This is a genomic window from Frateuria aurantia DSM 6220, from assembly GCF_000242255.2.
In the GTDB taxonomy this organism is placed as follows: Bacteria; Pseudomonadota; Gammaproteobacteria; order Xanthomonadales; family Rhodanobacteraceae; genus Frateuria; species Frateuria aurantia.
The window spans coordinates 1250965-1273624 of sequence record NC_017033.1 but is presented as its reverse complement, the minus strand read 5'-3'; the positions used below and the strand labels follow the sequence as shown (position 1 = coordinate 1273624).

At 64.5% G+C, this 22660-nt stretch carries 17 protein-coding genes; 11 read left to right on the top strand and 6 right to left on the bottom strand.

All coding sequences use genetic code 11. The features are described from left to right. Positions 1-10: 10 nt before the first annotated feature. From FRAAU_RS05825 to coaE, 5 genes are all read left to right on the top strand, one after another. The gene (locus FRAAU_RS05825) at positions 11-1822 is read left to right on the top strand and encodes a DEAD/DEAH box helicase (RefSeq protein ID WP_014402640.1); all 1812 of its coding nucleotides are present in this window, start codon (positions 11-13) and stop codon (positions 1820-1822) included. Between the two features lie 270 nt (positions 1823-2092). Then, positions 2093-3814, top strand: a complete 1722-nt coding sequence (gene pilB / locus FRAAU_RS05820) for a type IV-A pilus assembly ATPase PilB (RefSeq protein WP_014402639.1) — start codon at positions 2093-2095, stop codon at positions 3812-3814. Between the two features lie 58 nt (positions 3815-3872). Continuing rightward, positions 3873-5120: a type II secretion system F family protein gene (locus FRAAU_RS05815; RefSeq protein WP_014402638.1), complete on the top strand. Its 1248-nt coding sequence runs from the start codon at positions 3873-3875 to the stop codon at positions 5118-5120. 81 nt (positions 5121-5201) lie between these two features. Next, on the top strand, positions 5202-6053 hold the full coding sequence (locus FRAAU_RS05810; protein WP_014402637.1) for a prepilin peptidase: 852 nt from the start codon (positions 5202-5204) through the stop codon (positions 6051-6053). Then, positions 6050-6682 carry a dephospho-CoA kinase gene (gene coaE / locus FRAAU_RS05805; protein WP_014402636.1) on the top strand — a complete coding sequence of 211 codons (633 nt, stop codon included), beginning with the start codon at positions 6050-6052 and terminating at the stop codon, positions 6680-6682. Before FRAAU_RS05810 ends, coaE begins: the two co-directional genes overlap by 4 nt. Positions 6683-6684: 2 nt before the next feature. On the opposite strand, the gene FRAAU_RS05800 is transcribed toward coaE, so the two are convergent. From FRAAU_RS05800 to miaA, 4 genes are all read right to left on the bottom strand, one after another. Then, the gene (locus FRAAU_RS05800; protein ID WP_014402635.1) at positions 6685-7632 is read right to left on the bottom strand and encodes a Nudix family hydrolase; all 948 of its coding nucleotides are present in this window, start codon (positions 7630-7632) and stop codon (positions 6685-6687) included. Between the two features lie 32 nt (positions 7633-7664). Further along, on the bottom strand, positions 7665-9014 hold the full coding sequence (gene hflX / locus FRAAU_RS05795; protein ID WP_041270405.1) for a ribosome rescue GTPase HflX: 1350 nt from the start codon (positions 9012-9014) through the stop codon (positions 7665-7667). A gap of 135 nt (positions 9015-9149) precedes the next feature. Then, positions 9150-9425 (bottom strand): RNA chaperone Hfq, encoded by a 276-nt coding sequence (gene hfq / locus FRAAU_RS05790; protein WP_014402633.1) that lies wholly within the window; start codon positions 9423-9425, stop codon positions 9150-9152. A gap of 133 nt (positions 9426-9558) precedes the next feature. Continuing rightward, positions 9559-10509: a tRNA (adenosine(37)-N6)-dimethylallyltransferase MiaA gene (gene miaA / locus FRAAU_RS05785; RefSeq protein ID WP_014402632.1), complete on the bottom strand. Its 951-nt coding sequence runs from the start codon at positions 10507-10509 to the stop codon at positions 9559-9561. A 163-nt stretch (positions 10510-10672) separates the two neighbouring features. Here miaA and tdh point away from each other — a divergent pair, with 163 nt between their 5' ends. The 3 genes from tdh (at position 10673) to kbl (ending at position 16771) form a co-directional block, all read left to right on the top strand. Further along, positions 10673-11692 carry an L-threonine 3-dehydrogenase gene (gene tdh / locus FRAAU_RS05780; RefSeq protein ID WP_041270404.1) on the top strand — a complete coding sequence of 340 codons (1020 nt, stop codon included), beginning with the start codon at positions 10673-10675 and terminating at the stop codon, positions 11690-11692. Positions 11693-11793: 101 nt separating this feature from the next. Beyond that, on the top strand, positions 11794-15438 hold the full coding sequence (locus tag FRAAU_RS05775; protein WP_486620752.1) for a DUF748 domain-containing protein: 3645 nt from the start codon (positions 11794-11796) through the stop codon (positions 15436-15438). Between the two features lie 133 nt (positions 15439-15571). Continuing rightward, positions 15572-16771, top strand: coding sequence for a glycine C-acetyltransferase (kbl, locus tag FRAAU_RS05770; RefSeq protein ID WP_014402629.1), 1200 nt, complete (start codon positions 15572-15574; stop codon positions 16769-16771). 51 nt (positions 16772-16822) lie between these two features. Here kbl and FRAAU_RS05765 read toward each other — a convergent pair whose 3' ends face one another. Together FRAAU_RS05765 and FRAAU_RS05760 are read right to left on the bottom strand one after the other, a co-directional pair. Beyond that, a complete protein-coding gene (locus FRAAU_RS05765) occupies positions 16823-17614 on the bottom strand; it encodes a pseudouridine synthase (protein WP_014402628.1) in 792 nt (263 codons plus the stop codon). Then, on the bottom strand, positions 17611-18285 hold the full coding sequence (locus FRAAU_RS05760) for a YjbE family putative metal transport protein (protein ID WP_014402627.1): 675 nt from the start codon (positions 18283-18285) through the stop codon (positions 17611-17613). Before FRAAU_RS05760 ends, FRAAU_RS05765 begins: the two co-directional genes overlap by 4 nt. Positions 18286-18699: 414 nt before the next feature. On the opposite strand from FRAAU_RS05760, the gene FRAAU_RS05755 reads away from it, so the two are divergent. The 3 genes from FRAAU_RS05755 (at position 18700) to FRAAU_RS05745 (ending at position 22634) form a co-directional block, all read left to right on the top strand. Further along, positions 18700-19872, top strand: a complete 1173-nt coding sequence (locus FRAAU_RS05755; protein WP_014402626.1) for an OmpA family protein — start codon at positions 18700-18702, stop codon at positions 19870-19872. Between the two features lie 362 nt (positions 19873-20234). Continuing rightward, positions 20235-21407: an OmpA family protein gene (locus FRAAU_RS05750; RefSeq protein ID WP_014402625.1), complete on the top strand. Its 1173-nt coding sequence runs from the start codon at positions 20235-20237 to the stop codon at positions 21405-21407. A gap of 117 nt (positions 21408-21524) precedes the next feature. Then, on the top strand, positions 21525-22634 hold the full coding sequence (locus FRAAU_RS05745) for an alginate lyase family protein (RefSeq protein WP_217176251.1): 1110 nt from the start codon (positions 21525-21527) through the stop codon (positions 22632-22634). Positions 22635-22660: the final 26 nt, after the last annotated feature.

Sequence of the window (22660 nt, the reverse complement as noted above, 5' to 3'; positions counted from 1 at the left end):
TGAGGTTGCCATGTCGTCCCCTGTTTCCGAATCCTCGCCGGCCCCTGCCGGTTTTTCCGCTTTGCCTTTGCGCCCCGAAATTCTTCAGGCGCTGCGCGAGGTCGGATATGAATCCCCTTCCCCCATCCAGTCCGCCACCATTCCGCCGCTGCTCGAAGGCCGCGATGTGCTGGGCCAGGCCCAGACCGGCACCGGCAAGACCGCGGCCTTCGCCCTGCCGGTGCTCTCGCGCATCGAGCGCGACAGCAACAAGCCGCAGGCACTGGTGCTGGCCCCGACCCGCGAACTGGCCATCCAGGTCGCCGAGGCCTTCCAGCGCTATGCCGCGCACATGCCGGGTTTCCACATTCTGCCGATCTACGGTGGCCAGAGCTACGGTCCGCAGCTGCAGGCCCTGCGTCGTGGCGTACAGGTCATCGTCGGCACCCCGGGCCGTGTCATTGACCATCTGACCCGGGGCTCGCTGGACCTGTCCGAGCTGAAGTTCCTGGTGCTGGACGAAGCCGACGAAATGCTGCGGATGGGCTTTATCGACGACGTCGAAAAAGTTCTGGAGGCCACCCCGCCAACCCGCCAGGTCGCGCTGTTCTCGGCCACCATGCCTTCGCAGATCCGCAAGATCGCCCAGCAGCACCTGAAAACGCCGGTCGAAGTGACCATCAAGGCCGCGACCAGCACCAATACCAATATCCGCCAGCGCTACTGGTGGGTCAGCGGCCTGCACAAGCTGGACGCGATGACCCGCATCCTGGAGGCCGAGTCCTTCGATGCGATGATCGTCTTCGCCCGCACCAAGCAGGCCACCGAAGAGCTGTCCGAACGCCTGCAGGCACGCGGTTTTGCCGCCGCCGCCATCAACGGCGATATCGCCCAGCCGCAACGCGAGCGCGTGATCCAGCAGCTGAAGGACGGCAAACTGGACATTCTGGTGGCCACCGATGTGGCTGCCCGCGGTCTGGACGTCGAGCGAATCAGCCACGTACTGAACTACGACATCCCGTATGACACGGAAAGCTATGTGCACCGCATCGGCCGTACCGGTCGCGCCGGCCGCAGCGGCGAGGCGATCCTGTTCGTCACGCCCCGCGAAAAGGGCATGCTGCGGGCGATCGAGCGTGCTACCCGCCAGCCCATCGAGGAAATGAAGCTGCCGACGATCGAGGCCGTCAACGACCGTCGCGTCAACCGTTTCAAGGACCGCATTACCGAGACCCTGGGCCTGGACGGACTGGAGCTGTTCCAGCAGCTGATCGAGCAGTACGAGCAGGAGCACAATGTTCCGGCCATCGAGATCGCTGCCGCGCTGGCCAAGCTGTCGCAAGGCGACCAGCCGCTGCTGCTGACTCCGCCGCCCAAGCGCGAGCCACGCCCGTTCGAAAATGACGAGCGCCGCCAGCGCAGCGAACGCGGCGATCGTCCGGAGCGTGGCGACCGTGACAGCCGCGCCCCGCGCCCGATGCGTGAACACCGTACCGAGGAAGGCAAGCGCACCTACCGCATCGAAGTCGGTCACCAGCACGGTGTGAAGCCCGGCAACATCGTCGGCGCCATCGCCAACGAAAGCGGTCTGGAGAGCCAGTTCATCGGCAAGCTCAGCATCCGTGGCGAATACACCCTGGTCGATCTGCCGGACGGCATGCCGCGCGAGGTATTCGATCACCTCGGCAATGTCTGGGTCGCCCAGCGCCAGCTGAAGATCCATGAATGGGACGGCACCGAATCACCTGACGCCGGCGGTTCTGCCCCGCCACGTCGCGGCGGTGGCGGCTATGGCAAGGGCCGCCCCGGCGGTCGCGGTCCGCGCCCGAAGTTCTCGCGCTGAAGAACCGGATCGACCTGCATGACAGGTCGATCCGCCCTCTGAAAAGCCGGAGCCTTGCTCCGGCTTTTTTTGCATGCAGGGTCCGCGTATGCCCGGCCATGCCCTGCCTCTCGCTCCGTTGCCACGATTCCCTGTCAACATGACGTGTCAGCATGCCTTGTCGAAAACGGCTACCGGATCACGCTTGCAAGCCTGCGGATGCCCGTCGCTGCATAGGCGAGCAGCCTTGCAATGCGCTAAATTGGCCAGGTCCCCCACAGTGACCCGCTCATGTCGACGCAGTTCAATCACGCTTCCAGTCCCCTGAGAGGCCTCTCCCGCCGACTGGTGGACGAAGGCCTGATGTCCGAAGATGCCATTCGCCATGCCATGGCGGAGGCCAATACGCAAAGACAGACCCTGGTGAGCTGGCTGCAGGACCGGCAGGCCGTCGACAGCCTCTCGCTGAGCGAGGCCTCGTCCCGCGAGTTCGGTATTCCGCTGGTGGATCTGGCCGCCCTGGACATGCCGGAGCTGCCGGCCGAGCTGCTCAATGAAGCCCTGATCAGCAAGCATCAGGCACTGCCCATCATGCGGCGCAACAAGCGACTCTATGTCGCCATCGCCGATCCCATGCAGAGCCATGTGATCGACGAATTCAAGTTCCAGTCCAGTCACATCATCGAACCGCTGCTGGTCGAGCACCGCCAGCTGCAGCAATTCATCCATGCCGCCGTCAACAAGCTCGGCGCTGCACTGCCGCACATCGACGATTCGGTGCTGAGCGAACTGGAGCACGAATACGGTGACCAGGAAGAATCCATCAGCGGCATCGATGCCAATGCCGCCGATGACGCGCCCATCGTCAAGTTCGTCAACAAGATCCTGCTTGACGCGATTCGTCGCGGCGCCTCCGACATCCATTTCGAACCGTTCGAGCAGCATTACCGGATCCGCCTGCGCCTGGATGGCCTGCTGATCGCCGTGGCCAGCCCGCCTCCCAAGCTGGCTCCCCGCCTGTCATCGCGGCTCAAGGTCATGGCCGGTCTGGATATCGCCGAGCGGCGAGTGCCGCAGGATGGCCGGATCAAGCTCAACCTGTCCAGGACCCAGGCGATGGACTTTCGTGTCAGTACCTTGCCGACACTGTTCGGCGAGAAGATCGTACTGCGGATCCTGGACGGCTCTTCCGCCAAGCTGGGCATCGACAAGCTGGGCTATGAGGAGTTCCAGAAGCGACTCTATCTGGACGCGATCCACAAGCCCTACGGCATGGTGCTGGTTACCGGCCCGACCGGCTCGGGCAAGACCGTCTCGCTGTATACCGCCCTGAATATCCTCAATACCGACGAGCGCAATATCTCGACGGTCGAAGATCCGGTGGAAATCCGGGTCGAAGGCATCAACCAGGTCGAACAGAATGCCAAGCGCGGCATGACGTTCGCCGCCGCCCTGCGCTCGTTCCTGCGACAGGATCCGGATGTGATCATGGTCGGCGAGATCCGTGACGTGGAAACCGCCGAAATCGCGATCAAGGCCGCCCAGACCGGCCATATGGTGCTGTCCACCCTGCACACCAATGACGCGCCACAGACCATTGCCCGCCTGATGAACATGGGCATCGCACCTTACAACATCATCTCCTCGGTGACCTTGGTGATCGCCCAGCGCCTGGCCCGGCGCCTGCACAGCTGCAAGCGTCCGGTGGAACTGCCGCGCCACGCCCTGCTTGCCGAAGGCTTCAGCGAGACGGACATCGATGCCGGCCTGACGATCTATGAGCCGGTCGGCTGCGAGCAGTGCAATGGCGGCTACAAGGGCCGGGTCGGCATCTATCAGGTGATGCCGCTGCTGGAGAATATCCAGCAGATCATCCTGCGTGGCGGCGGCGCCATGCAGATCGCCGAAGCCGCTGCCGAGGCCGGCATCCCGGATTTGCGCGAATCCGCCCTGAGCAAGGTCAAGGCCGGTATCATCAGCCTTGCCGAAATGGCACGCATCACCAAGGACTGATCCGCTCAGGCACTGGCCCGGGCGGCCCGTAGCCACCTTTTGCCGCAAGGATTTATGCATGGCCCCCGGCCCCAGCCTCCCGCCGTCAGCCCAGACCGTGCCCGGACTGGTCACCTATGAATGGGTCGCTCTGGACAAGCGCAACAAGCTGATGAAGGGCGAGATGCAGGGCAAGAATGCAGCCCTGGTCAAGGCCGAGCTACGTCGCCTGGGCATGAATCCGCGCAGCGTCAAGGAGCGGCCCAAGCCGCTGTTCGGCGCTGCGGGCAAGGCCGTCAAGCCTCGCGACATCGCCATTTTCAGTCGCCAGATCGCGACCATGATGGCCGCCGGTGTGCCCATGGTACAGGCCTTCGACATCATCGCCGGCGGTCAGCGCAATATCCGCTTCAAGAACATGCTCAATGATGTCCGCTCGGGCATCGAGTCAGGCTCCTCCCTGCACGAGGCGCTGGGCCGCTATCCCCAGCAGTTCGACGAGCTGTACCGCAATCTGGTCCATGCCGGCGAATCCGCCGGCGTGCTGGATACGGTGCTGGCCACCGTCGCCACTTACAAGGAACGCATCGAGGCGATCAAGGCCAAGATCAAGAAGGCCTTGTTTTATCCGGTGATGGTGATGGTGGTGGCACTGGGCGTGACCATGATCCTGCTGCTGTTCGTGGTCCCGGTCTTCCAGCAGACCTTCAGCGATGCCGGCGCGGAGCTGCCGGCGCCGACCCAGTTCGTGATCGGCGCCTCGAAGTTCATGCAGTCCTGGTGGTGGCTGGTGATCGGCGCCCTGGTCGCCGCGATCGCGGGCAGCATCATTGGCAAGCGTCGATCCAGGGCTTTTGCCGAAGTACTGGATCGGCTGTCCCTGCATCTGCCGGTGATCGGCAACATCCTTCGCCAGTCGGCCATCGCACGTTTCGCCCGGACCCTGGGCGTCACCTTCCAGGCCGGCGTGCCACTGGTGGAAGCCCTGGAAGCCGTCGCCGGCGCCACCGGCAGCGTGGTCTATGCCAACGCCGTCCGTGCCATGCGTGATGACGTGGCAGTCGGTCACCAGATGCAGCTGGCGATGCGTCAGACCGGCCTGTTTCCCAATATGGTGGTACAGATGACCGCCATCGGCGAAGAATCCGGCGCACTGGACAGCATGCTGTTCAAGGTCGCGGATTTCTACGAGGAAGAGGTCAACAATGCGGTCGATACCCTTTCCAGCCTGCTGGAACCCCTGATCATGGTGGTTCTGGGCGTCCTGGTCGGCGGCATGGTGATCTCGATCTATCTGCCCATCTTCAAGATGGCCGGCACGGTGTGAAGCAACATCCGCTCGCCCCGGTACCCCCCCCCTTTTCCGCCGATGGCGGCATTGAACTGAAATGGATCGCAGCACTTGACCATGCCGATATTCTCTCCCTTGATCTGGGCCGGCTGGGCCGCCCTGTTTGGCCTGATCGTGGGCAGCTTTCTCAACGTAGTGATCCTGCGCCTGCCGCGGCGCATGGAGGCCGAATGGCGGCAGGAGGCCCAGCGCTGCCTTGAGCTCCCGACCGATGCCGAGCTGCCACCGGGCATCGTGCGCAAGGCCTCGCACTGCCCGCACTGTCAGCATCCGCTGGGACTGCGGGACAATATCCCCTTGCTGAGCTGGCTCATGTTGCGCGGTCGCTGCCGTTACTGTCAGGCGCCGATCTCGATCCAGTACCCGCTGGTCGAGCTGGCCGCCGCCTTGATCGGCGGCATCACCGTTTTTCATACCGGCGCCAATCTGCATGCACTGGCAGCCATGGGTCTGGGTTGGGCTTTGCTGACGCTCGCGGTGATCGATATCCGTACCCAGCTGCTGCCTGATGCGATCACCCTGCCGCTGCTGTGGGCCGGTCTGCTGCTGAGCTTGTGGCCCTTCGGGCCAGTACCGGCCGACGCCATTCTCGGTGCAGCCATCGGCTATCTCAGTCTGTGGAGCGTGTACTGGCTGTTCCGTCTGCTCACCGGCAAGGAAGGCATGGGTCATGGTGACTTCAAGCTGCTGGCGGCACTGGGCGCATGGATGGGACCGGGCGCCCTGCTGCCCATCATCCTGCTGTCATCCCTGGTCGGCGCCGTGGTCGGCATCGGTCTGATCCTGGGCCGCCACCGACAACAAGGCGTGCCGATGGCTTTCGGACCGTTTCTGGCGGCAGCCGGCTGGCTGTGGCTGATCACCGGTCACCAGCTCGCCCCGCTGTGGCTGCAGTGGCTGCGGCCATGACCACCGCGGACCGAGCCTGGGTCGTCGCCGTCACCGGCGGCATCGCCGCCGGCAAGACCGCGGTCACCCGACGCTTCCAGACCCTGGGCGTTCCCGTTCATGATGCCGATCAGGCTGCGCGCGCCGTAGTGGCTGCCGGCAGCGCCGGTCTGGCCGAGATCGTCGAGCGCTTCGGGTCCGGAGTCCTGGATGCCGCCGGCGAACTGGATCGCCCTGCGATGCGTGCGCGCATTTTCGACAAGCCTGCCGCCAGGATCGAACTGGAAGCCATCATCCATCCCCGGATCCGGCGCTGGCTGCAGGACAAGGTACGGCAGCAGCATCAGCCCTATGCCATGCTGGCCATTCCCTTGCTGACCGAACATCAGGCAGCCTATGACTGGCTGCAACGGGTGCTGGTGATCGACATCGATCCGGCACTGCAGCTGCAGCGCCTGCTGCAGCGTGACGGCATCGGCATCGAACTGGCCGAACGCATCATCGCCAGCCAGAGCAGCGCAGCGGCCCGTCTGGCCATCGCCGATGACGTCATCCGCAACAACGGCAGCGAATCGGCGCTGGACGACCAGGTGGCCGCCCTGCATCAGCAGTATCTTCGCCTGGCCAGGGACTATGTCATCGACGGCTGATATCAGTCGCCCCGGTCGACGAAGGCCCTGATGCCGGCCACGCCCTGGGCGCCGGCCTCGGCGGCACGGGCGCCATCATCGGGGCCCACACCACCCAGGGCATAGACTGGCACCGCCGCAGCGGCCACCTGCTCGGCAAATCGCTCCCAGCCCATACCCGGCACACCGGGATGCGACGCCGTGGCCCGGACCGGCGACAAGGTCGCGAAGTCGACATCCAGCGCCACCGCCGCGGCCAGTTCGTCGACATCGTGACAACTGGCACCCACCCGCTGCCCCCATGGCAGAGGCCGTTGCGACCACTGCGCCAACTGACTGGAGCGCAGCTGCACACCTGTGCCCGCTCCCAGCATGCGCGCTCCCTCGACATCCGCATTCAACAGCAGGCTGGCGCCGACGGACCGCGCCACAGGCAGCAACTCCGCCGCCAGGGCACGTATCTGCGCCACCGACCACAAGGGCAGCCGCAACTGGATCAGGCTCTGACCACCGGCCAGCCACTCACGCAGCTGCCGCTCGATCCGTGGGCGATCCTGAGGCGCCGCTTCGGCCGAAGTGATCAGATATCGCGGAGGCAGCTGCAAGCGGCGCAGCACCATCCGGTCGGCGCCTGCCATCAGGCCCGGATCCATCGAAGCAGGATCGCGCCAGGCAATCGCCTGCCCTTCGCGACCGCGCGGAAGACCTTGCCATGAATCCACCATCCAGACGTCCAACTGCAAGGATCGGTCACCGTAGCGCCAAGGCAACCATATCCATGGATGGGCCGCCTGGACGGTGACGCCCAGTTCTTCCTCGATCTCGCGAACCAGACCTTGAAGGCGCCCCTCGCCAGGCTCCAGCTTGCCACCGGCAAACTCCCACTGCCCGGCCAGATGCTTGCCGGGCGGGCGTTGCGCCAGCAATACCCGCCCGGCGGCATCTTTCAAAATCGCGGCCACTACATGCATGCAAGTACTCCGGCATCAGGCTTGACCGCCCCTCAGGTCAGCGGCAAGACCTCATACTCATCATCCGCCGGTTCGGGCTCCGGACCGGCGACCTCGCGCAACCAGACGGCTTCGGCTCCGCCGAGATGGGAGGCCAGCTGGACCAGTACCTGGCGCGGCGTCTGCAGATCCAGGTACCAACCATCATCCTCGACACGCTCGGCTGTAATCAGCCCCTGCGCCCACAACCGGGCATGCAGGCGACCGAATGCCAGCGGCAGACACACCGTGGCACGGATGCGATCATGACCGGCCAGCAACTCACCCAGCGCATCGCGCAACAAGTCCAGTCCCTGCCCGCTGGCGGCCGACAGCCAGACCCGGTGCACCTTGCCTTCGGCATCACGGTCGAGGCGTGGCAGGCCTTCGGTCAGGTCGACCTTGTTCATCACCCGCAACTGGGGCACGTCACCGGCACCGATCTCTTCAAGGACCTCGTCGACCACCTGCTGAAGGTGCTCTCGCTCGTCATCAGCCGCATCACTTACATGCAGCAGCAGATCGGCATCCCTGGCTTCAGCCAGCGTCGCGCGGAAGGCTGCGACCAGATCATGCGGCAGGTCGCGGACGAAGCCCACGGTATCGGCCAGCACAGCCGGCCCGCAAGTCAGTCCTTCCAGCTGGCGTACCGTCGGATCCAGAGTTGCGAACAGCTGGTCAGCCGCATAGACATCCCCTTGAGTGATGGCATTGAACAAGGTCGACTTGCCGGCATTGGTATAGCCGACCAGCGCTACGCGCGGCACGGTATTGCGCAATCGCGCCCGCCGCTGCTGGGTACGCTGGGTCTGGACCTTTTCCAGTCGCCGGGTCAGCAGCTTGACACGCTCGCCCAGCAGGCGACGATCGGTTTCCAGCTGGGTCTCGCCGGGACCGCGGTTGCCGATGGCGCCACCGCGCTGGCTGTCCAGATGGGTCCAGCCCCGGACCAGCCGCGTAGCCAGATGCTTGAGCTGAGCCAGCTCGACCTCCAGCTTGCCTTCGTGCGAGCGCGCTCGCTGGGCAAAGATGTCCAGAATCAGGCCGGCCCGGTCCACCACTCGCAGGTCCAGCAATTTTTCCAGGTTGCGTTCCTGCACCGGACTGAGAATATGGTCGACCAGGATGACATTGGCATCCACAGCCGCGGCGGCTTCGCGCACTTCCTCGGCCTTGCCGGTGCCGATGTAATAACGCGGGTTGGGGTCGGCTACCCGTGCCGCGACCCGCGCCAGCACCTGAGCCCCGGCCGAAGCCGCCAGTTCGGCGAATTCATCGGCACGCCGTACCGGATTGCCGCTGACCGAACCGCCGTGCGGCAATACCAGCACGGCCCTGTCACCTTTTTTTTGTCTATCGAACACTGCTGGACCCAAGCCTCCAAAAATCTTTCGGCAGCCGATCTGCCGTCGACAAAGCATACACCCGAAGGCCCGCGACTCCGTCTCCGGAATCGCGGGCCTTCAGTCGTCGGCCACCTGGGGTCGAACTCCCGGCGATCAAGCGTCAGCGGTGCCGCCTTCGATGATCTGGGCTTCCACCGCGTCGTCCTGACCCGCCGGAGTCAGGCGGACATTGCGGCTGGGGACCACGGTGGAAATGGCATGCTTGTAGACCATCTGGCTGACCTGATTGCGCAGCAACACCACGAACTGGTCGAAAGATTCGACCGTACCCTGCAACTTGATGCCGTTCACCAGATAAATCGCGACTGGAATGCGCTCACGACGCAATGCATTCAGAAACGGATCTTGCAGCGATTGTCCTTTGGACATTGTTTTTTTCCCCTCCAGACGGGTGGACCCCAAAAAGTGCAAAACCGCGCGGGTCCAAGTTCCCGGATATTAACTGTATTTAAACACACAAATAAAGCGCAGACGCTTGCCGCTGTGCGCCTGCAACAAAGTATCAGTTCAATCGCACAAAGTCGCGAATGGCCGACGCAGCCCGTGCGTCCAGATCGGGTGCCTCCATCCGCAGATGGCGGGCATCCAGCTCCGCACGCAACCAGGTCAGCTGCCGTTTGGCCAGCTGGCGGGTGGCGAACACCCCCTTGTCGCGAAGCTCCTGCAAGGGCTGACCCGGCCGGGCAAGCCACTCCAGCGCCTGCCGGTAACCCACCGCCCTCAGCGCCGGCAGCTCGGGATCCAACGGTGCGGCCTGCAGCAGGCGGCGCACTTCATCGATCAGCCCTGCCGCCAGAATGGCCTCGAACCGCTGCTCGATACGCCGATGCAGAATCGCCCGATCTTGCGGCCACAAGGCCAGTTTCAGCACCCGCCAGCCCAGAGACTGATCTTGGCCACGGGACTGCAGCACGGACAGCGGCTCGCCGCTGATCTCGATCACTTCCAGTGCCCGCTGGATGCGCTGGGCATCGGCCGGCCCGATCCTTGCCGCCGCCGCCGGATCCAGCCCGGCAAGCCGGGCATGCAGGACAGCCCAGCCGTCTGCGGCGGCCTCGGCCGTCAGCCGTGCGCGAATCGCCGGATCAGCCGCCGGCAAGCTCGACAGGCCACTCTGCAAGGCCCGGAAGTACAAGCCGGTACCGCCGACCAGCAGGGGGATCCGCCCGCGTGCCGTGCTCGCCCGCATGGCCGCCAGCGCATCCGTGCGGAATTCGCCGGCACTGTAGGCCTGCCCGGGATCACGGATATCGACCAGCGCGTGCGGATAGCGCTGCAAGGTCGCCGGATCGGGTTTGGCGGTACCGATATCCAGGCCGCGGTACACCAGCGCAGAGTCCACGCTGATCAGGTCCAACCCGAAGGCCTCGCTCAAGGCGCAGGCCAGGGCTGTCTTGCCGGACGCTGTCGGCCCCATCAGGAAAATCGCAAGTGGTCGGGTATCGATAGACATGGCCTATTGTAGAGCGTGAGCGGCCAGCTTGCCCGCCACGTTGCCGGCCGCAAGCTCCCGCCGGCCGATGCAGGCGAAAGGCCGGGGTTCTATAATCGCCGGTCAGGCAGGCCCATCCTGCCCCCTTTCCCATTTGCTGGTTCGACACTCCATGTCCACGACAATGAAAGCCCTGGTCAAGCGCCACCCGTCCCGCGGAATCTGGATGGAAGAGGTGCCGATGCCCGTCATCGGCCCCAACGAGGTACTGATCAAGGTCGAGAAAACCGCGATCTGCGGCACCGACCTGCATATCTACAACTGGGACAGCTGGAGTCAGCGCACCATCCGGCCCGGCCTGGTCATCGGCCATGAATTTGTCGGCCGGGTCGCCGAAATCGGCCCGGGCGTAGTCGGCTACGCGATCGGCGACCGTGTATCCGCGGAAGGTCATGTTGTTTGCGGACATTGCCGCAATTGCCGGGCTGGCCGCCAGCACCTGTGTCCCAACACGACAGGGATTGGGGTCAATCGTGACGGCGCCTTCGCCGAGTATGTTGCCGTACCGGCCAGCAATCTGTGGCCGATTCCCGACCAGATCCCTTCCGAACTGGCCGCGTTCTTCGATCCCTACGGCAATGCCGCCCATTGCGCACTGGAATTCGACCTGGTCGGTGAGGATGTGCTGATCACCGGTGCCGGCCCCATCGGCATCATTGCCGCCGGCATTGCCAAGCATGTCGGCGCCCGCAATGTGGTGGTCACCGACATCAACGACTACCGGCTCAAACTGGCCGCCGACATGGGGGCGACCCGTGTCGTGAATGTCGCCAACCAGTCGCTGACCGAGGTGGTCAAGGATCTGCATATCGACGGCTTTGACGTCGGTCTGGAAATGAGCGGCAATCCGCGCGCCTTCAACGACATGCTGAGCACCATGTACCACGGCGGCAAGATCGCCCTGCTCGGCATTCTGCCCAGCGGCGCCGGCATCGACTGGGACAAGGTCATCTTCAAGGGCCTGACACTGCAAGGCATCTATGGCCGCAAGATGTATGAGACCTGGTACAAGATGACCCAGATGGTGCTGACAGGCTTCCCGCTGCAGAAGGCATTGACCCACCAGATCCAGATCGACGATTTCCAGCGCGGCTTCGACCTGATGGACGCAGGCGCCTGCGGCAAGGTGGTCTGCTCCTGGTAAACCGATGACCCGGCCGGCGTGTTCCGGCTGCGACGGCCTGCTACCATGCCGCCAGACAGCCGCCCGCCGGCGGACCGGATCAGCCTGACGGAGTCAAAGCGCTGGACATTGCCGCTGCCAAGACATCTCGCCCGCCGCCGCACCGGCTGCGCTGGCTGCCATGGAAGACCCTGCTCGGCCTGATCCTGGGCTGGAGTCTGTTGCCGGCCTTGCTGGTGCCATGGGCGATCCGCCACACCTTGCATCGCCCGAACCTGCTGCCGGCCGGGTTTCATGTCGATATCGGCTCCATTCGCTTCAACCCGTGGACCTTGAATCTGGGCATCCAGCAGCTGGGGCTCCGACGCACCAGCGGTGCTGACATCGCCGACGTCGAACGGATCGACACGCGCCTTTCCTGGCGTTCGCTGTGGTACCGGGTGCCCGTCATCGGCCGACTGCGAATCTTGCAGCCACAGATCCAGCTCAGCCGCCTGCCATCAGGCAAGCTCGATATCGATGACCTGCTGGCACCGCTGCTGGCACCGTCCACCGGTCCGCTGCCGCAGTTCGCCATCGCCAATATCGAACTGATCAATGGCCGGGTAGACATGAACGACCAGGTTCTGCAGCGTCGACACCGGCTGGACCAGCTGCAACTGGCGATACCCCTGCTCGCCAATATCGGCGCCCGTCCAGATCTGGAAGTGCGTCCCCGCCTGGATCTGCGGATGGACGGCGCACCGCTGCACATCGAGGCCAGCACCCTGCCGTTCGCCAGCCAGCTGCGCAGCCGGGCCCATATCCAGTTGCAGAATGCCGATCTTGCCGCCTGGCTGCCCTATCTTCCCGTGGCCCTGCCGTTGGCCATTCCTTCGGGCCGGCTGTCCGGCGATCTGCAACTGGACTACGACGCAGGGCGGCAGCCGGCCTCGCTGCAATTGCAGGGACAACTGCAGTTGCGGCAGCTGCAGATCCAGACCGCGAACCGCCAGCCCCTGCTGGACCTGGCCTCGGCCGATATCGAGCTGACTGATGTAGACCCCCTGCAAGGTCGCTATCGGCTGGGCCGGATCAGCCTGGATCAGCCGCGGGTCAAGCTGCAACTGGATGCCGGCGGTCACCTGCCTTGGCTGGATGCACTGACCCGACCAGCAGCCACGGCCCCGACAGCCATCGCCACTCCGCCCCTCGCCACGACCGGCACGGTTGCCACGCCTGCAACGGCAGCACCGACAACCATCCGCGCACCGGAGCTGGCCATCGCCGGCATCGAATTGCATCAGGCGCAGCTGGAGGTGCGGCGCGCCGGCATGGATGCCCCCCTGCAGATCAGTCAGCTGCAGCTGACTCTGGGCAGCATCGCCTCCAGCAACGACAAGGCCGTCCCCCTGCACTTGTCGGCCCATGTCGGCAGCGGAGGTGATCTGCAACTGGACAGTCACCTGCAATGGCAGGCCCTGCGCGCGTCCGGCACCGCCCAGGTCAAGAATCTGGCGCTGGCACCATGGCTGGCCTGGCTGCCGGCCGAATGGCGGCACCAGCTTCAGCTTGATGGGCGGCTGGACAGCCTGACCCAGTTCAAGGCCAGCCTGAAACCGTCCCTGCAACTGCAGCTGGGAACCTCCCGACTGAGCCTGCGCGACGTCAAGCTGCAGCGGCTGGGCCTCGCCCCGCTGCAATGGCAACGCCTTGATCTTCAACTGAATACCCTGGACCTGAGCCGTCGGCACGTGGATCTGGCTGATGCCGAATGGCAAGGCCTGCAGCTGACAGCCCGCAAGCAGGATGACAGCCTGGACCTGCTGCAAAGCTGGTCCTTTCCCTCCGGTACGGCCGCCCGGTCTGGCCACGTGACAGCCGCAGCGCCATGGTCATGGCAGCTGGGACGCTTCACGCTCAGCCAGGCCCAGCTGCAATTGCAGCAGAGGGGTGATGACCATCCCCAGCCATTGCAGCTGGATATCCGGCAATTGCGACTGCAGCACCTGTCCAGCAAAGCCGGCAGCCAGGCCGAGCTGAATCTGGATGCCGTTACCGGTCATCGCGGCACGATCAAAGCCGACGGACCGGTCGGCTTGTCGCCGGTGACCGCACAGTTGATGCTGCAAATGGATCGCGTCGACCTGGCCCCGATCCAGGATCTGGTGCCGCTGCCATTGCAGATCCAGATCCAGAGTGCCCGCATGGGCGGCAAAGGCCGGCTTCTGTATCACTCCGCGCATCAATACGCCTTCCAGGGCGATGCCCGCCTCAACCATGTACAGATCAAGGATCTGACCAGCGGCGGTCCCTTGCTGCGCTGGAGCCATCTGCAGCTCGACGGCCTGCAACTGCGCAGACACCGGGGCCAGACCCGGGTCGATATCCAGCAGATCGGACTGGCCAACTTCTATGCCCGCGTCATCGTCAATCCGGATGGCCATACCAATCTTGAACGACTGCTGGCAGCGCCGAACGAAGTGACCACGACCACCACCATCAGTCATGCCGCCGCGCCAGGCTCCGTCTCCGGCAACGTCTCCAGCGTGCCTGCCCTGCAGGTCAGCGCCAGCCTGCCGATGCAACTGCATATCGGCGGCATCCGCATGCTGCAGGGGCAGCTCAATTACAGCGACAACTTCGTCAGACCTCATTTCAATGCCGACGTCACCGGCTTGCAAGGCCGGATCGGCAGCTTCGGCAATCTGGGCGGCGCACCCGCCGACCTGGCGCTGTTCGGTACCCTGAACCAGCTCTCGCCGGTGCTGATCGAAGGCAAGATCGATCCGCTGGCCCCGGATGCCTTCGCCGATGTCACCGGCACGGCCAACAGCGTGCCCTTGCCCAACCTCAGCACCTATTCCAGCCGCTATACCGGCTATCCGATCACATCGGGCCTGCTGAATGCCGACGTGCATTACATCCTGAAAGACGGCAGGCTGCAGGCGGAAAACCACCTGCTGATCAGTCAGCTGACCTTCGGTCCGGCCGTCACCACGCCCGGCGTAGCGCATCTTCCGGTCAAGCTGGCGATCGCCCTGCTGAAGAATTCGCGCGGAGAAATCGATATCCGCCTGCCGGTTTCCGGCTCGCTGTCGGACCCGCAATTCAGCATCAGCGACCTGTTCTGGCATGCCATGCGCGATCTGGTCGGCCGGGCCGTCAGCTCGCCCTTCCGACTGCTGGCCTCGGCCTTCGGCGATCACAGCGGCCCCAGAGAGCTGGGCCAGCTGCGCTTCGCCCCCGGCTCGGCCGAGCTGGATGCCACCGCCATCGGCCATTTGCAGAAGCTGGCGACCATGCTGAAACAACGCCCTTCGCTGAATCTTGATATCACCGGCCGGGCTGACCCGGTCGCCGATGTACAGGGACTGCGCGAGCACTGGGTCGACAACGAGATCCGCAGCGAATACCACCGTCAGCACATCGATGCCGACGGACCGATGCCCAAACTGCCGGCCGATGAATATCACGACCTGCTGGTGAAGGTGTACCACCGGGATCGCTTCAAGAAGCCCAGGAACTTCCTCGGCATGGAGAAGACGCCCTCCGATGCCGCCATGATGGCCGCGATCAAGGAACATGCCGGCATCGGCGAGCACCAGCTGCAGAATCTGGCCAGCAAGCGAGCCCTGGCCGTGGCCGGCTGGATGCACGGCAAGATCAACGACACCCGTGTGTCGCTGCATGTACCCCTGATAAGCTCCGACGACGGCAAGAAGCACGCATCCGATGGCACGGCCGCGCACGAGCCGGTGACACGGGTGGATCTGGGCCTGCACTAACGAACCGGCATTCCCGGCCACGTTTTCAATCGATGGCCAAGCACCCACAATAAAGACCCCCGGGCGGGGCCGGCCTGCCGCGGCGGCGGCCCCGTCAACCCGCCCCTCTTTTCAGCACTCCAGAGCCATCATCATGAGCTATCCCGGACAAGACCGCCTGCAAGCCGAACTTGCATCCATCCGCGAACAGGGACTGTTCAAGTCCGAACGCATCATCACCTCGCCGCAGTCTTCCAGCATCCGTCTGCAATCCGGCCAGCAGGTCATCAATTTCTGCGCCAACAATTATCTGGGCCTGGCCGATCATCCCGAGGTGATCCAGGCCGCCAAGGACGCACTGGACAGCCACGGTTTCGGCATGGCCAGCGTGCGCTTCATCTGCGGCACCCAGGATCTGCACAAACAGCTGGAAGCGAAGATATCGGAGTTCTTCGGCACCGATGACACCATCCTGTACGCCGCCTGTTTCGACGCCAATGGCGGCCTGTTCGAGCCGCTGCTGGATGCCTCGGACGCCATCATCTCCGATGCGCTGAACCACGCCTCCATCATCGATGGCGTGCGCCTGTGCAAGGCGGCCCGCCATCGTTATGCCAATCGCGACATGGCCGAGCTGGAGCAGCGGCTGATCGAAGCCGGAAAGGCCGGCGCCCGCACCAAGCTGATCACCACCGACGGTGCCTTTTCCATGGACGGCTTCATCGCACCGCTGGACGAGATCACCGCCCTGGCTCGTCATCATGACGCCTGGGTCCATATCGACGAATGCCATTGCACCGGTTTTCTGGGGGCCACCGGGCGCGGCGCCGCCGAGGTCCATGGCGTGATGGACAAGATCGACATATTCACCGGCACCCTGGGCAAGGCTCTGGGTGGCGCACTGGGCGGATTCACCACCGGCCGCGGCGAAATCATCGAGATGCTGCGCCAGCGCTCGCGCCCCTATCTGTTCTCCAATTCGCTGCCGCCGCATGTGGTCGCTGCCGCGATCAAGGTGTTCGACATGCTGGCCCATGCCGATGATCTGCGCGAACAGGTCCGGGTCAATACCGCCTATTTCCGTGAACAGATGACAGCCGCCGGTTTCGACATCAAGCCCGGCATCCATCCCATCGTGCCGGTGATGATCTACGACGCACCGAAGGCCCAGCGGATGGCCGAGCGCCTGCTGGAAGAAGGCATTTACGTCACCGGTTTCTTCTATCCGGTCGTGCCGCAAGGCCAGGCCCGGATCCGGACCCAGATGAGTGCCGCCCATAGCCGCGAGCAGCTTGATGCAGCGATTGCCGCCTTTGTCCGCGTCGGTCGCGAGCTGGAGCTTATTCCGGCCTGATCGCGTCCTTGCCGCACCGGATCGCGGTTGCCATCCGGTCGCGGTGGACCCTCAGCCGTGGCCTGCAGCATTCAGTGCCGCCACTTCCTCGGGCCGCAGATGCCGCCACTGGCCCTTGCCGAGTTCGCCCAGCGCCAGATCGCCGATGGCGACGCGCAGCAGGCGACGCACCTGGATATCGTGCGCCGCCAGCAGTCGGCGGATATGCCGATTGCGGCCCTCATCCAGCACGATGCTCAGCCAGGCGTGTTTCTCGCCATGGCGCAACAGCTCGACGGAACGGGCCGACAGCCATTCGCCCCCGTCATCGACGCCTTCGGCCAGCGCGGCAAGCAGGCCGGCATCGGGAATGCAGTCGATCTGGACATGATAGGTCTTGGCCAGATGCGATTCCGGCGCTGTCAGTCCCGCCGCCCAGACGCTGTCATTGCTGAACAGCAGCAGACCTTCGCTGGCCATGTCCAGCCTTCCGACCGGGCCCAGCCAAGGCAGACCGGCCCCGTCCAGCAGACGGTAGACCGTGTCGCGGCCACGCTCATCCGCGGCCGTCGTGACCATGCCGCGCGGCTTGTTCATCGCGATATACACGCGTTGCAAGGCCTGCAGGACCTGACCGTCAACCGTGACCCGGTCCCGGCCTGCCACCACCGGAGCCTCCGGATCGCGCTCGATCCGCCCATTGAGACCGACCCGGCCTTCGCGCACCAGCTTTTCAGCCTGGCTGCGCGAACAGTGACCGGACTTGCTGATCACCCGCGCCAGGCCATGCCGCGGCAACGTCGATGTGCCTCTGGTCGCCCCGGAGGGTCGCAAGGGGCGTGAGCGCTGCGGCCGCGGACTCAAGCGGTCGCCACCGTGCGGCGGCGCCACCAGCCGCCGCCACAGATCAGCAGAATCATCAAGGCCATCAAGACGTAATGCATGCCGCTCCACCACGACTTCAAGTGCGCCGCGACCAGCGGATCGTCACACACCATCCGCACCGCGGTCACCACGATGGCCGCTGCGCCGACATAGACGAGCAGGGGCAGTCGCTCGATCAGCTTGAGGATCAGCGTCGAGCCGGCGACCACCAGGGGCACGCTGACCAGCAGGCCGACAATCACCAGGGCCGGCTGGCCACCGGAGGCGCCGGCAATGGCCAGCACATTGTCCAGCCCCATCAGGGCGTCGGCGACCACGATGGTACGCAAGGCACCCCAGAAACTGGTCGCCGCTTCGGTGGACGGGGCATGCTCGGCCTGAGTCAGCAGTTTCCAGGCGATCGGCAGCAACAGCAAACCGCCTGCCAGCATCAAGCCCGGCACTTTCAGCAGGTAAACCACCGCTATCGTCATCAGCAGCCGCACGGCGACGGCCCCCAGCACTCCCCACAGCATCGCTTTTTTCTGGATCTGCGCGGGCAAAGCCCGCGCGGCCAGCGCGATCACGATCGCATTGTCGCCAGCCAGGACCAGGTCCAGCAGGACCACGGTCAGAAGACCATAAAGCCAGTGCAGCCACATTGGTTCCATCACCCTCTCCAAAGACTCGGTCACCCGCCCGGCCGCCTCGGCCGCAGCGATCACAAAAGTCTCGTTCGCGGTGGAACCGCCGCGTCGACCAGGGTGGAAGCACCCGTGCTGACGATCAACGCGCTGATACCTCGCATTCACGCCAAGGCACTGGAACTACTCCCTTTCTGATGCCATTCTGCAGTGGGGTATGCAGTGGGTCAACCGCGAGCCTGCGCCGTTGCGTATTGGCGGCACCGGCGCGTGAAGATGAACCGCTGACAACACGCCTCTTGCAAATGTTCAAAATTTGCTAAGAATAGCCAGCAAGTAAGCTCTGCCATGATAATCGGCGCTCGTCATCAGCCAGGCGATCAGTCCGCAGCCTCTTGTCATTCTGCCTTACAAGATCAATTAGAACGAGGAGACACCCGAATGAACCGTAAGGGTTTGTATTTCATGATCGCCCTGGCCCTGGGTGGCGCAGGCGCCGTTCACGCGCAGGACAACACTGCACCGGCCACCGATGACGGCCATCACCCGGCCGGCTGGGCAGCAGCCCAGAGCGAAAAGGGCTATGACAGCCGCTGGTACATCGCTCCGACCGTCGGCGGTTTCTACAATGACACCGACCGTCACACCGAAAACAAGCAGGTCTACTACGGTCTGGCTGTCGGTACGTTCCTGAACAAGAACATCTCGCTGGACATCTTCGCCGACCGCACCAGCCGCGGCGTCGACAACCGTTACGGCGGTGGCAGCTGGACCAGCACCAACGTCGGCGTGGCCGCCCGCTTCTATGCCGGCTCCTGGACCTCCTGGCGCCCGTACCTGCTGGCCGGCGTGATGGGCAGCCGTCACCAGGATCGCATCCAGCCGGGCGTCGGCAGCCGCGCCTGGTCGCCGGCCGGTGAACTGGGTGTTGGCGTGTCCAAGACCATCACCGACAGCACCGATTTCCGCATCGAAGGCGGCTACCGCTACGATTGGGACGACAAGTCCCAGCCGCAGAAGGACGGCTACGGCGACTGGTTCCTGGGCGTGAGCCTGGTGGCCCGCTTCGGCGCCGCACCGACCCTGCCTGCCCCGGCTCCCGCCGCTCCGCCGCCGCCGGCCGCACCTGACTGCTCGACCCTCGACAGCGATGGCGATGGCGTCAACAACTGCGACGACAAGTGCCCCAACACCCCGGCCGGCACCATCGTCGGTCCCGACGGTTGCCCGCAGAAGGTCGTCATCGATCTGCGCGGCGTGAACTTCAAGTTCGACCGTCCGCGCGTGGGTGAGACCGACATCGCCAAGTCGCTGGCCGTGCCGACCTCCGACTCGATCGCCATCCTGGATCAGGCCGTTGATACCCTGCAGCGTTACCCGCAGGTCCATGTCACCGTCGCCGGCTACACCGACAGCGTCGGCAAGGATGCCTACAACCAGAAGCTGTCCGAGCGTCGCGCGAAGATCGTCTATGACTATCTGACCTCGCACGGCATCGACGCCAGCCGCCTGGAAGGCCCGATCGGTCACGGCAAGAACGACCCGATCGACAGCAATGCCACGGATCAGGGCCGCGCCCGCAACCGTCGCACCGAGCTGCAGGTCCAGCAGTAAGCTGACCCTGCCGCTTCGGCGCAGCAAAAGCCCGGCCTCGTGCCGGGCTTTTGCTTTTGCGCGATGCCAAATGACTGTTGCGGATAATGAAAGCTCGACGAAAGCCCTGACCTGCGGCCCGACTGCCTGAACGCGACCCCACCGGACAGCTGACAGGAGCGGGGAACTTTCCTGATGTTGATGTGAATGAGTTCGCAATCTTTGCTAGACTCCGCATGGCGCAACGCATGAAGGGATGCAGCGCCTCCGGCCCCCTGAGGGATTCCGGTTATTCTGCGAATAAAACCAAATCGGTGCTCTTACACGCGACTTCCGTTTTGGTTCGGAATGGATGCGGACACCGAGCAATGAGGAGACACCCGATGAACCGTAAAGGTTTGTATTTCATGATCGCCCTCGCCCTGGGCGGCGCAGGTGCCGTTCACGCGCAGGACAACACTGCACCGGCCACCGATGACGGCCATCACCCGGCCGGCTGGGCAGCAGCCCAGAGCGAAAAAGGTTATGACAGCCGCTGGTACATCGCTCCGACCGTCGGCGGTTTCTACAACGACACCGACCGTCACACCGAAAACAAGCAGGTCTACTACGGTCTGGCTGTCGGTACGTTCCTGAACAAGAACATCTCGCTGGACATCTTCGCCGACCGCACCAGCCGCGGCGTCGACAACCGTTACGGCGGTGGCAGCTGGACCAGCACCAACGTCGGCGTGGCCGCCCGCTTCTATGCCGGCTCCTGGACCTCCTGGCGCCCGTACCTGCTGGCCGGCGTGATGGGCAGCCGTCACCAGGATCGCATCCAGCCGGGCGTCGGCAGCCGCGCCTGGTCGCCGGCCGGTGAACTGGGTGTCGGTCTGTCCAAGACCATCACCGACAGCACCGATTTCCGCATCGAAGGCGGCTACCGCTACGATTGGGACGACAAGTCCCAGCCGCAGAAGGACGGCTACGGCGACTGGTTCCTGGGCGTGAGCCTGGTGGCCCGCTTCGGCGCCGCACCGACCCTGCCTGCCCCGGCCCCCGCCGCTCCGCCGCCGCCGGCCGCACCTGACTGCTCGACCCTCGACAGCGATGGCGATGGCGTCAACAACTGCGACGACAAGTGCCCCAACACCCCGGCCGGCACCATCGTCGGTCCCGACGGTTGCCCGCAGAAGGTCGTCATCGATCTGCGCGGCGTGAACTTCAAGTTCGACCGTCCGCGCGTGGGCGAGACCGACATCGCCAAGTCGCTGGCCGTGCCGACCTCCGACTCGATCGCCATCCTGGATCAGGCCGTTGATACCCTGCAGCGTTACCCGCAGGTCCATGTCACCGTCGCCGGCTACACCGACAGCGTCGGCAAGGATGCCTACAACCAGAAGCTGTCCGAGCGTCGCGCGAAGATCGTCTATGACTATCTGACCTCGCACGGCATCGACGCCAGCCGACTGGAAGGTCCGATCGGTCACGGCAAGAACGACCCGATCGACAGCAATGCCACGGATCAGGGCCGCGCTCGCAACCGTCGCACCGAGCTGCAGGTCCAGCAGTAAGCTGACCCTGCCGCTTCGGCGCAGCAAAAGCCCGGCCTCGTGCCGGGCTTTTGCTTTTGCGGGCCCCGTTATACCCGTCTATCGAGATGCAATATGATGTGCCGTAGCCACGATGGCATGCCGTCCACCCGCAGCCCGCAACGCCATGCCCCGATCGGACGAGCCGCCTTGATGGCCGGACTTTGCCTGACCCTGCTCTGTGGCAGTCCAGCCGTGCTGGCCGTCGATGCTTGCCGGCCCCGGCTCGCGGCCGACACCACAGAGCTCGCTCCGATGCTGCAGCAACTGCAAGCCAGCATCGATCGGCCGCCGACCCCCATGCCTGCGCTGCATACCGAAGGCACCCTGCCTCACCAGGGCATCCATGACCAGAGCGCGCTCGCGCGTCGCGACCTGCCTTTGATGCAACATGCCGCTCTGGCCTGGCAAGTGACCGGTGATCCACGTTGGCTGCAGATGGCCAGGCGCTATCTGTTCAGCTGGATCGGCACCTACCGCCCCAGCCTCAACCCCATCGATGAAACCGGCTTTGACGCACTGATCGACACCTACGTCATCATCCGTCCCGCGTTGGACCACCTGCAGCGCGAGCAGACCCGGAACTATCTGCGCGACTGGGCGTGGGCCTATGTCAGCGCCATGCGCCACCCAGGCCATCAGGGCAGCTGGCGCAACAACTGGCAAAGCCACAGGGTCAAGCTGGTCACCCTGATGGCGGTCGCCACCGGAGACTCCCGGCTTTTCGATGCCGCCCGCCAGCTGTTCCGGCAGCAGCTTGATATCAATCTGCTGGTCGATGGCGAAGTGCTGGACTATCGGCAGCGTGACGCCCTGCACTATGTCGTATATGACTTGCAGCCTCTGCTGCAGGCCGCTCTGGCCGCACGAACCCATGGCGAGGACTGGTATCACTGGCGCAATGGCCGCGGAGCATCATTGGCCTCCGCGATCGCCTGGCTGCTGCCCTATGCCACGGGACAGCGGAGTCACCAGGAATTCGTGTACTCCCATGTGCAATTCGATGCGGAGCGCGCCCGGGCCGGCCTGCCCGGCTTCAGCGGCCGCTTCGACCCGCACAAGGCCGGGATGATCTACTGGCTGGCGGCCGAATGGGATCCCGCCCTGCTGCCATTGGCTCGCCGCCTGCAGCCGACCCCGCCCTCGTGGCTTCCCCTATGCACCCAGGCGGCACCCACAAGAATGGCCGCCCGAAGGAGCCGCGCTTGAGCAGCTTGAGTCCCAGGCCGCCGGAC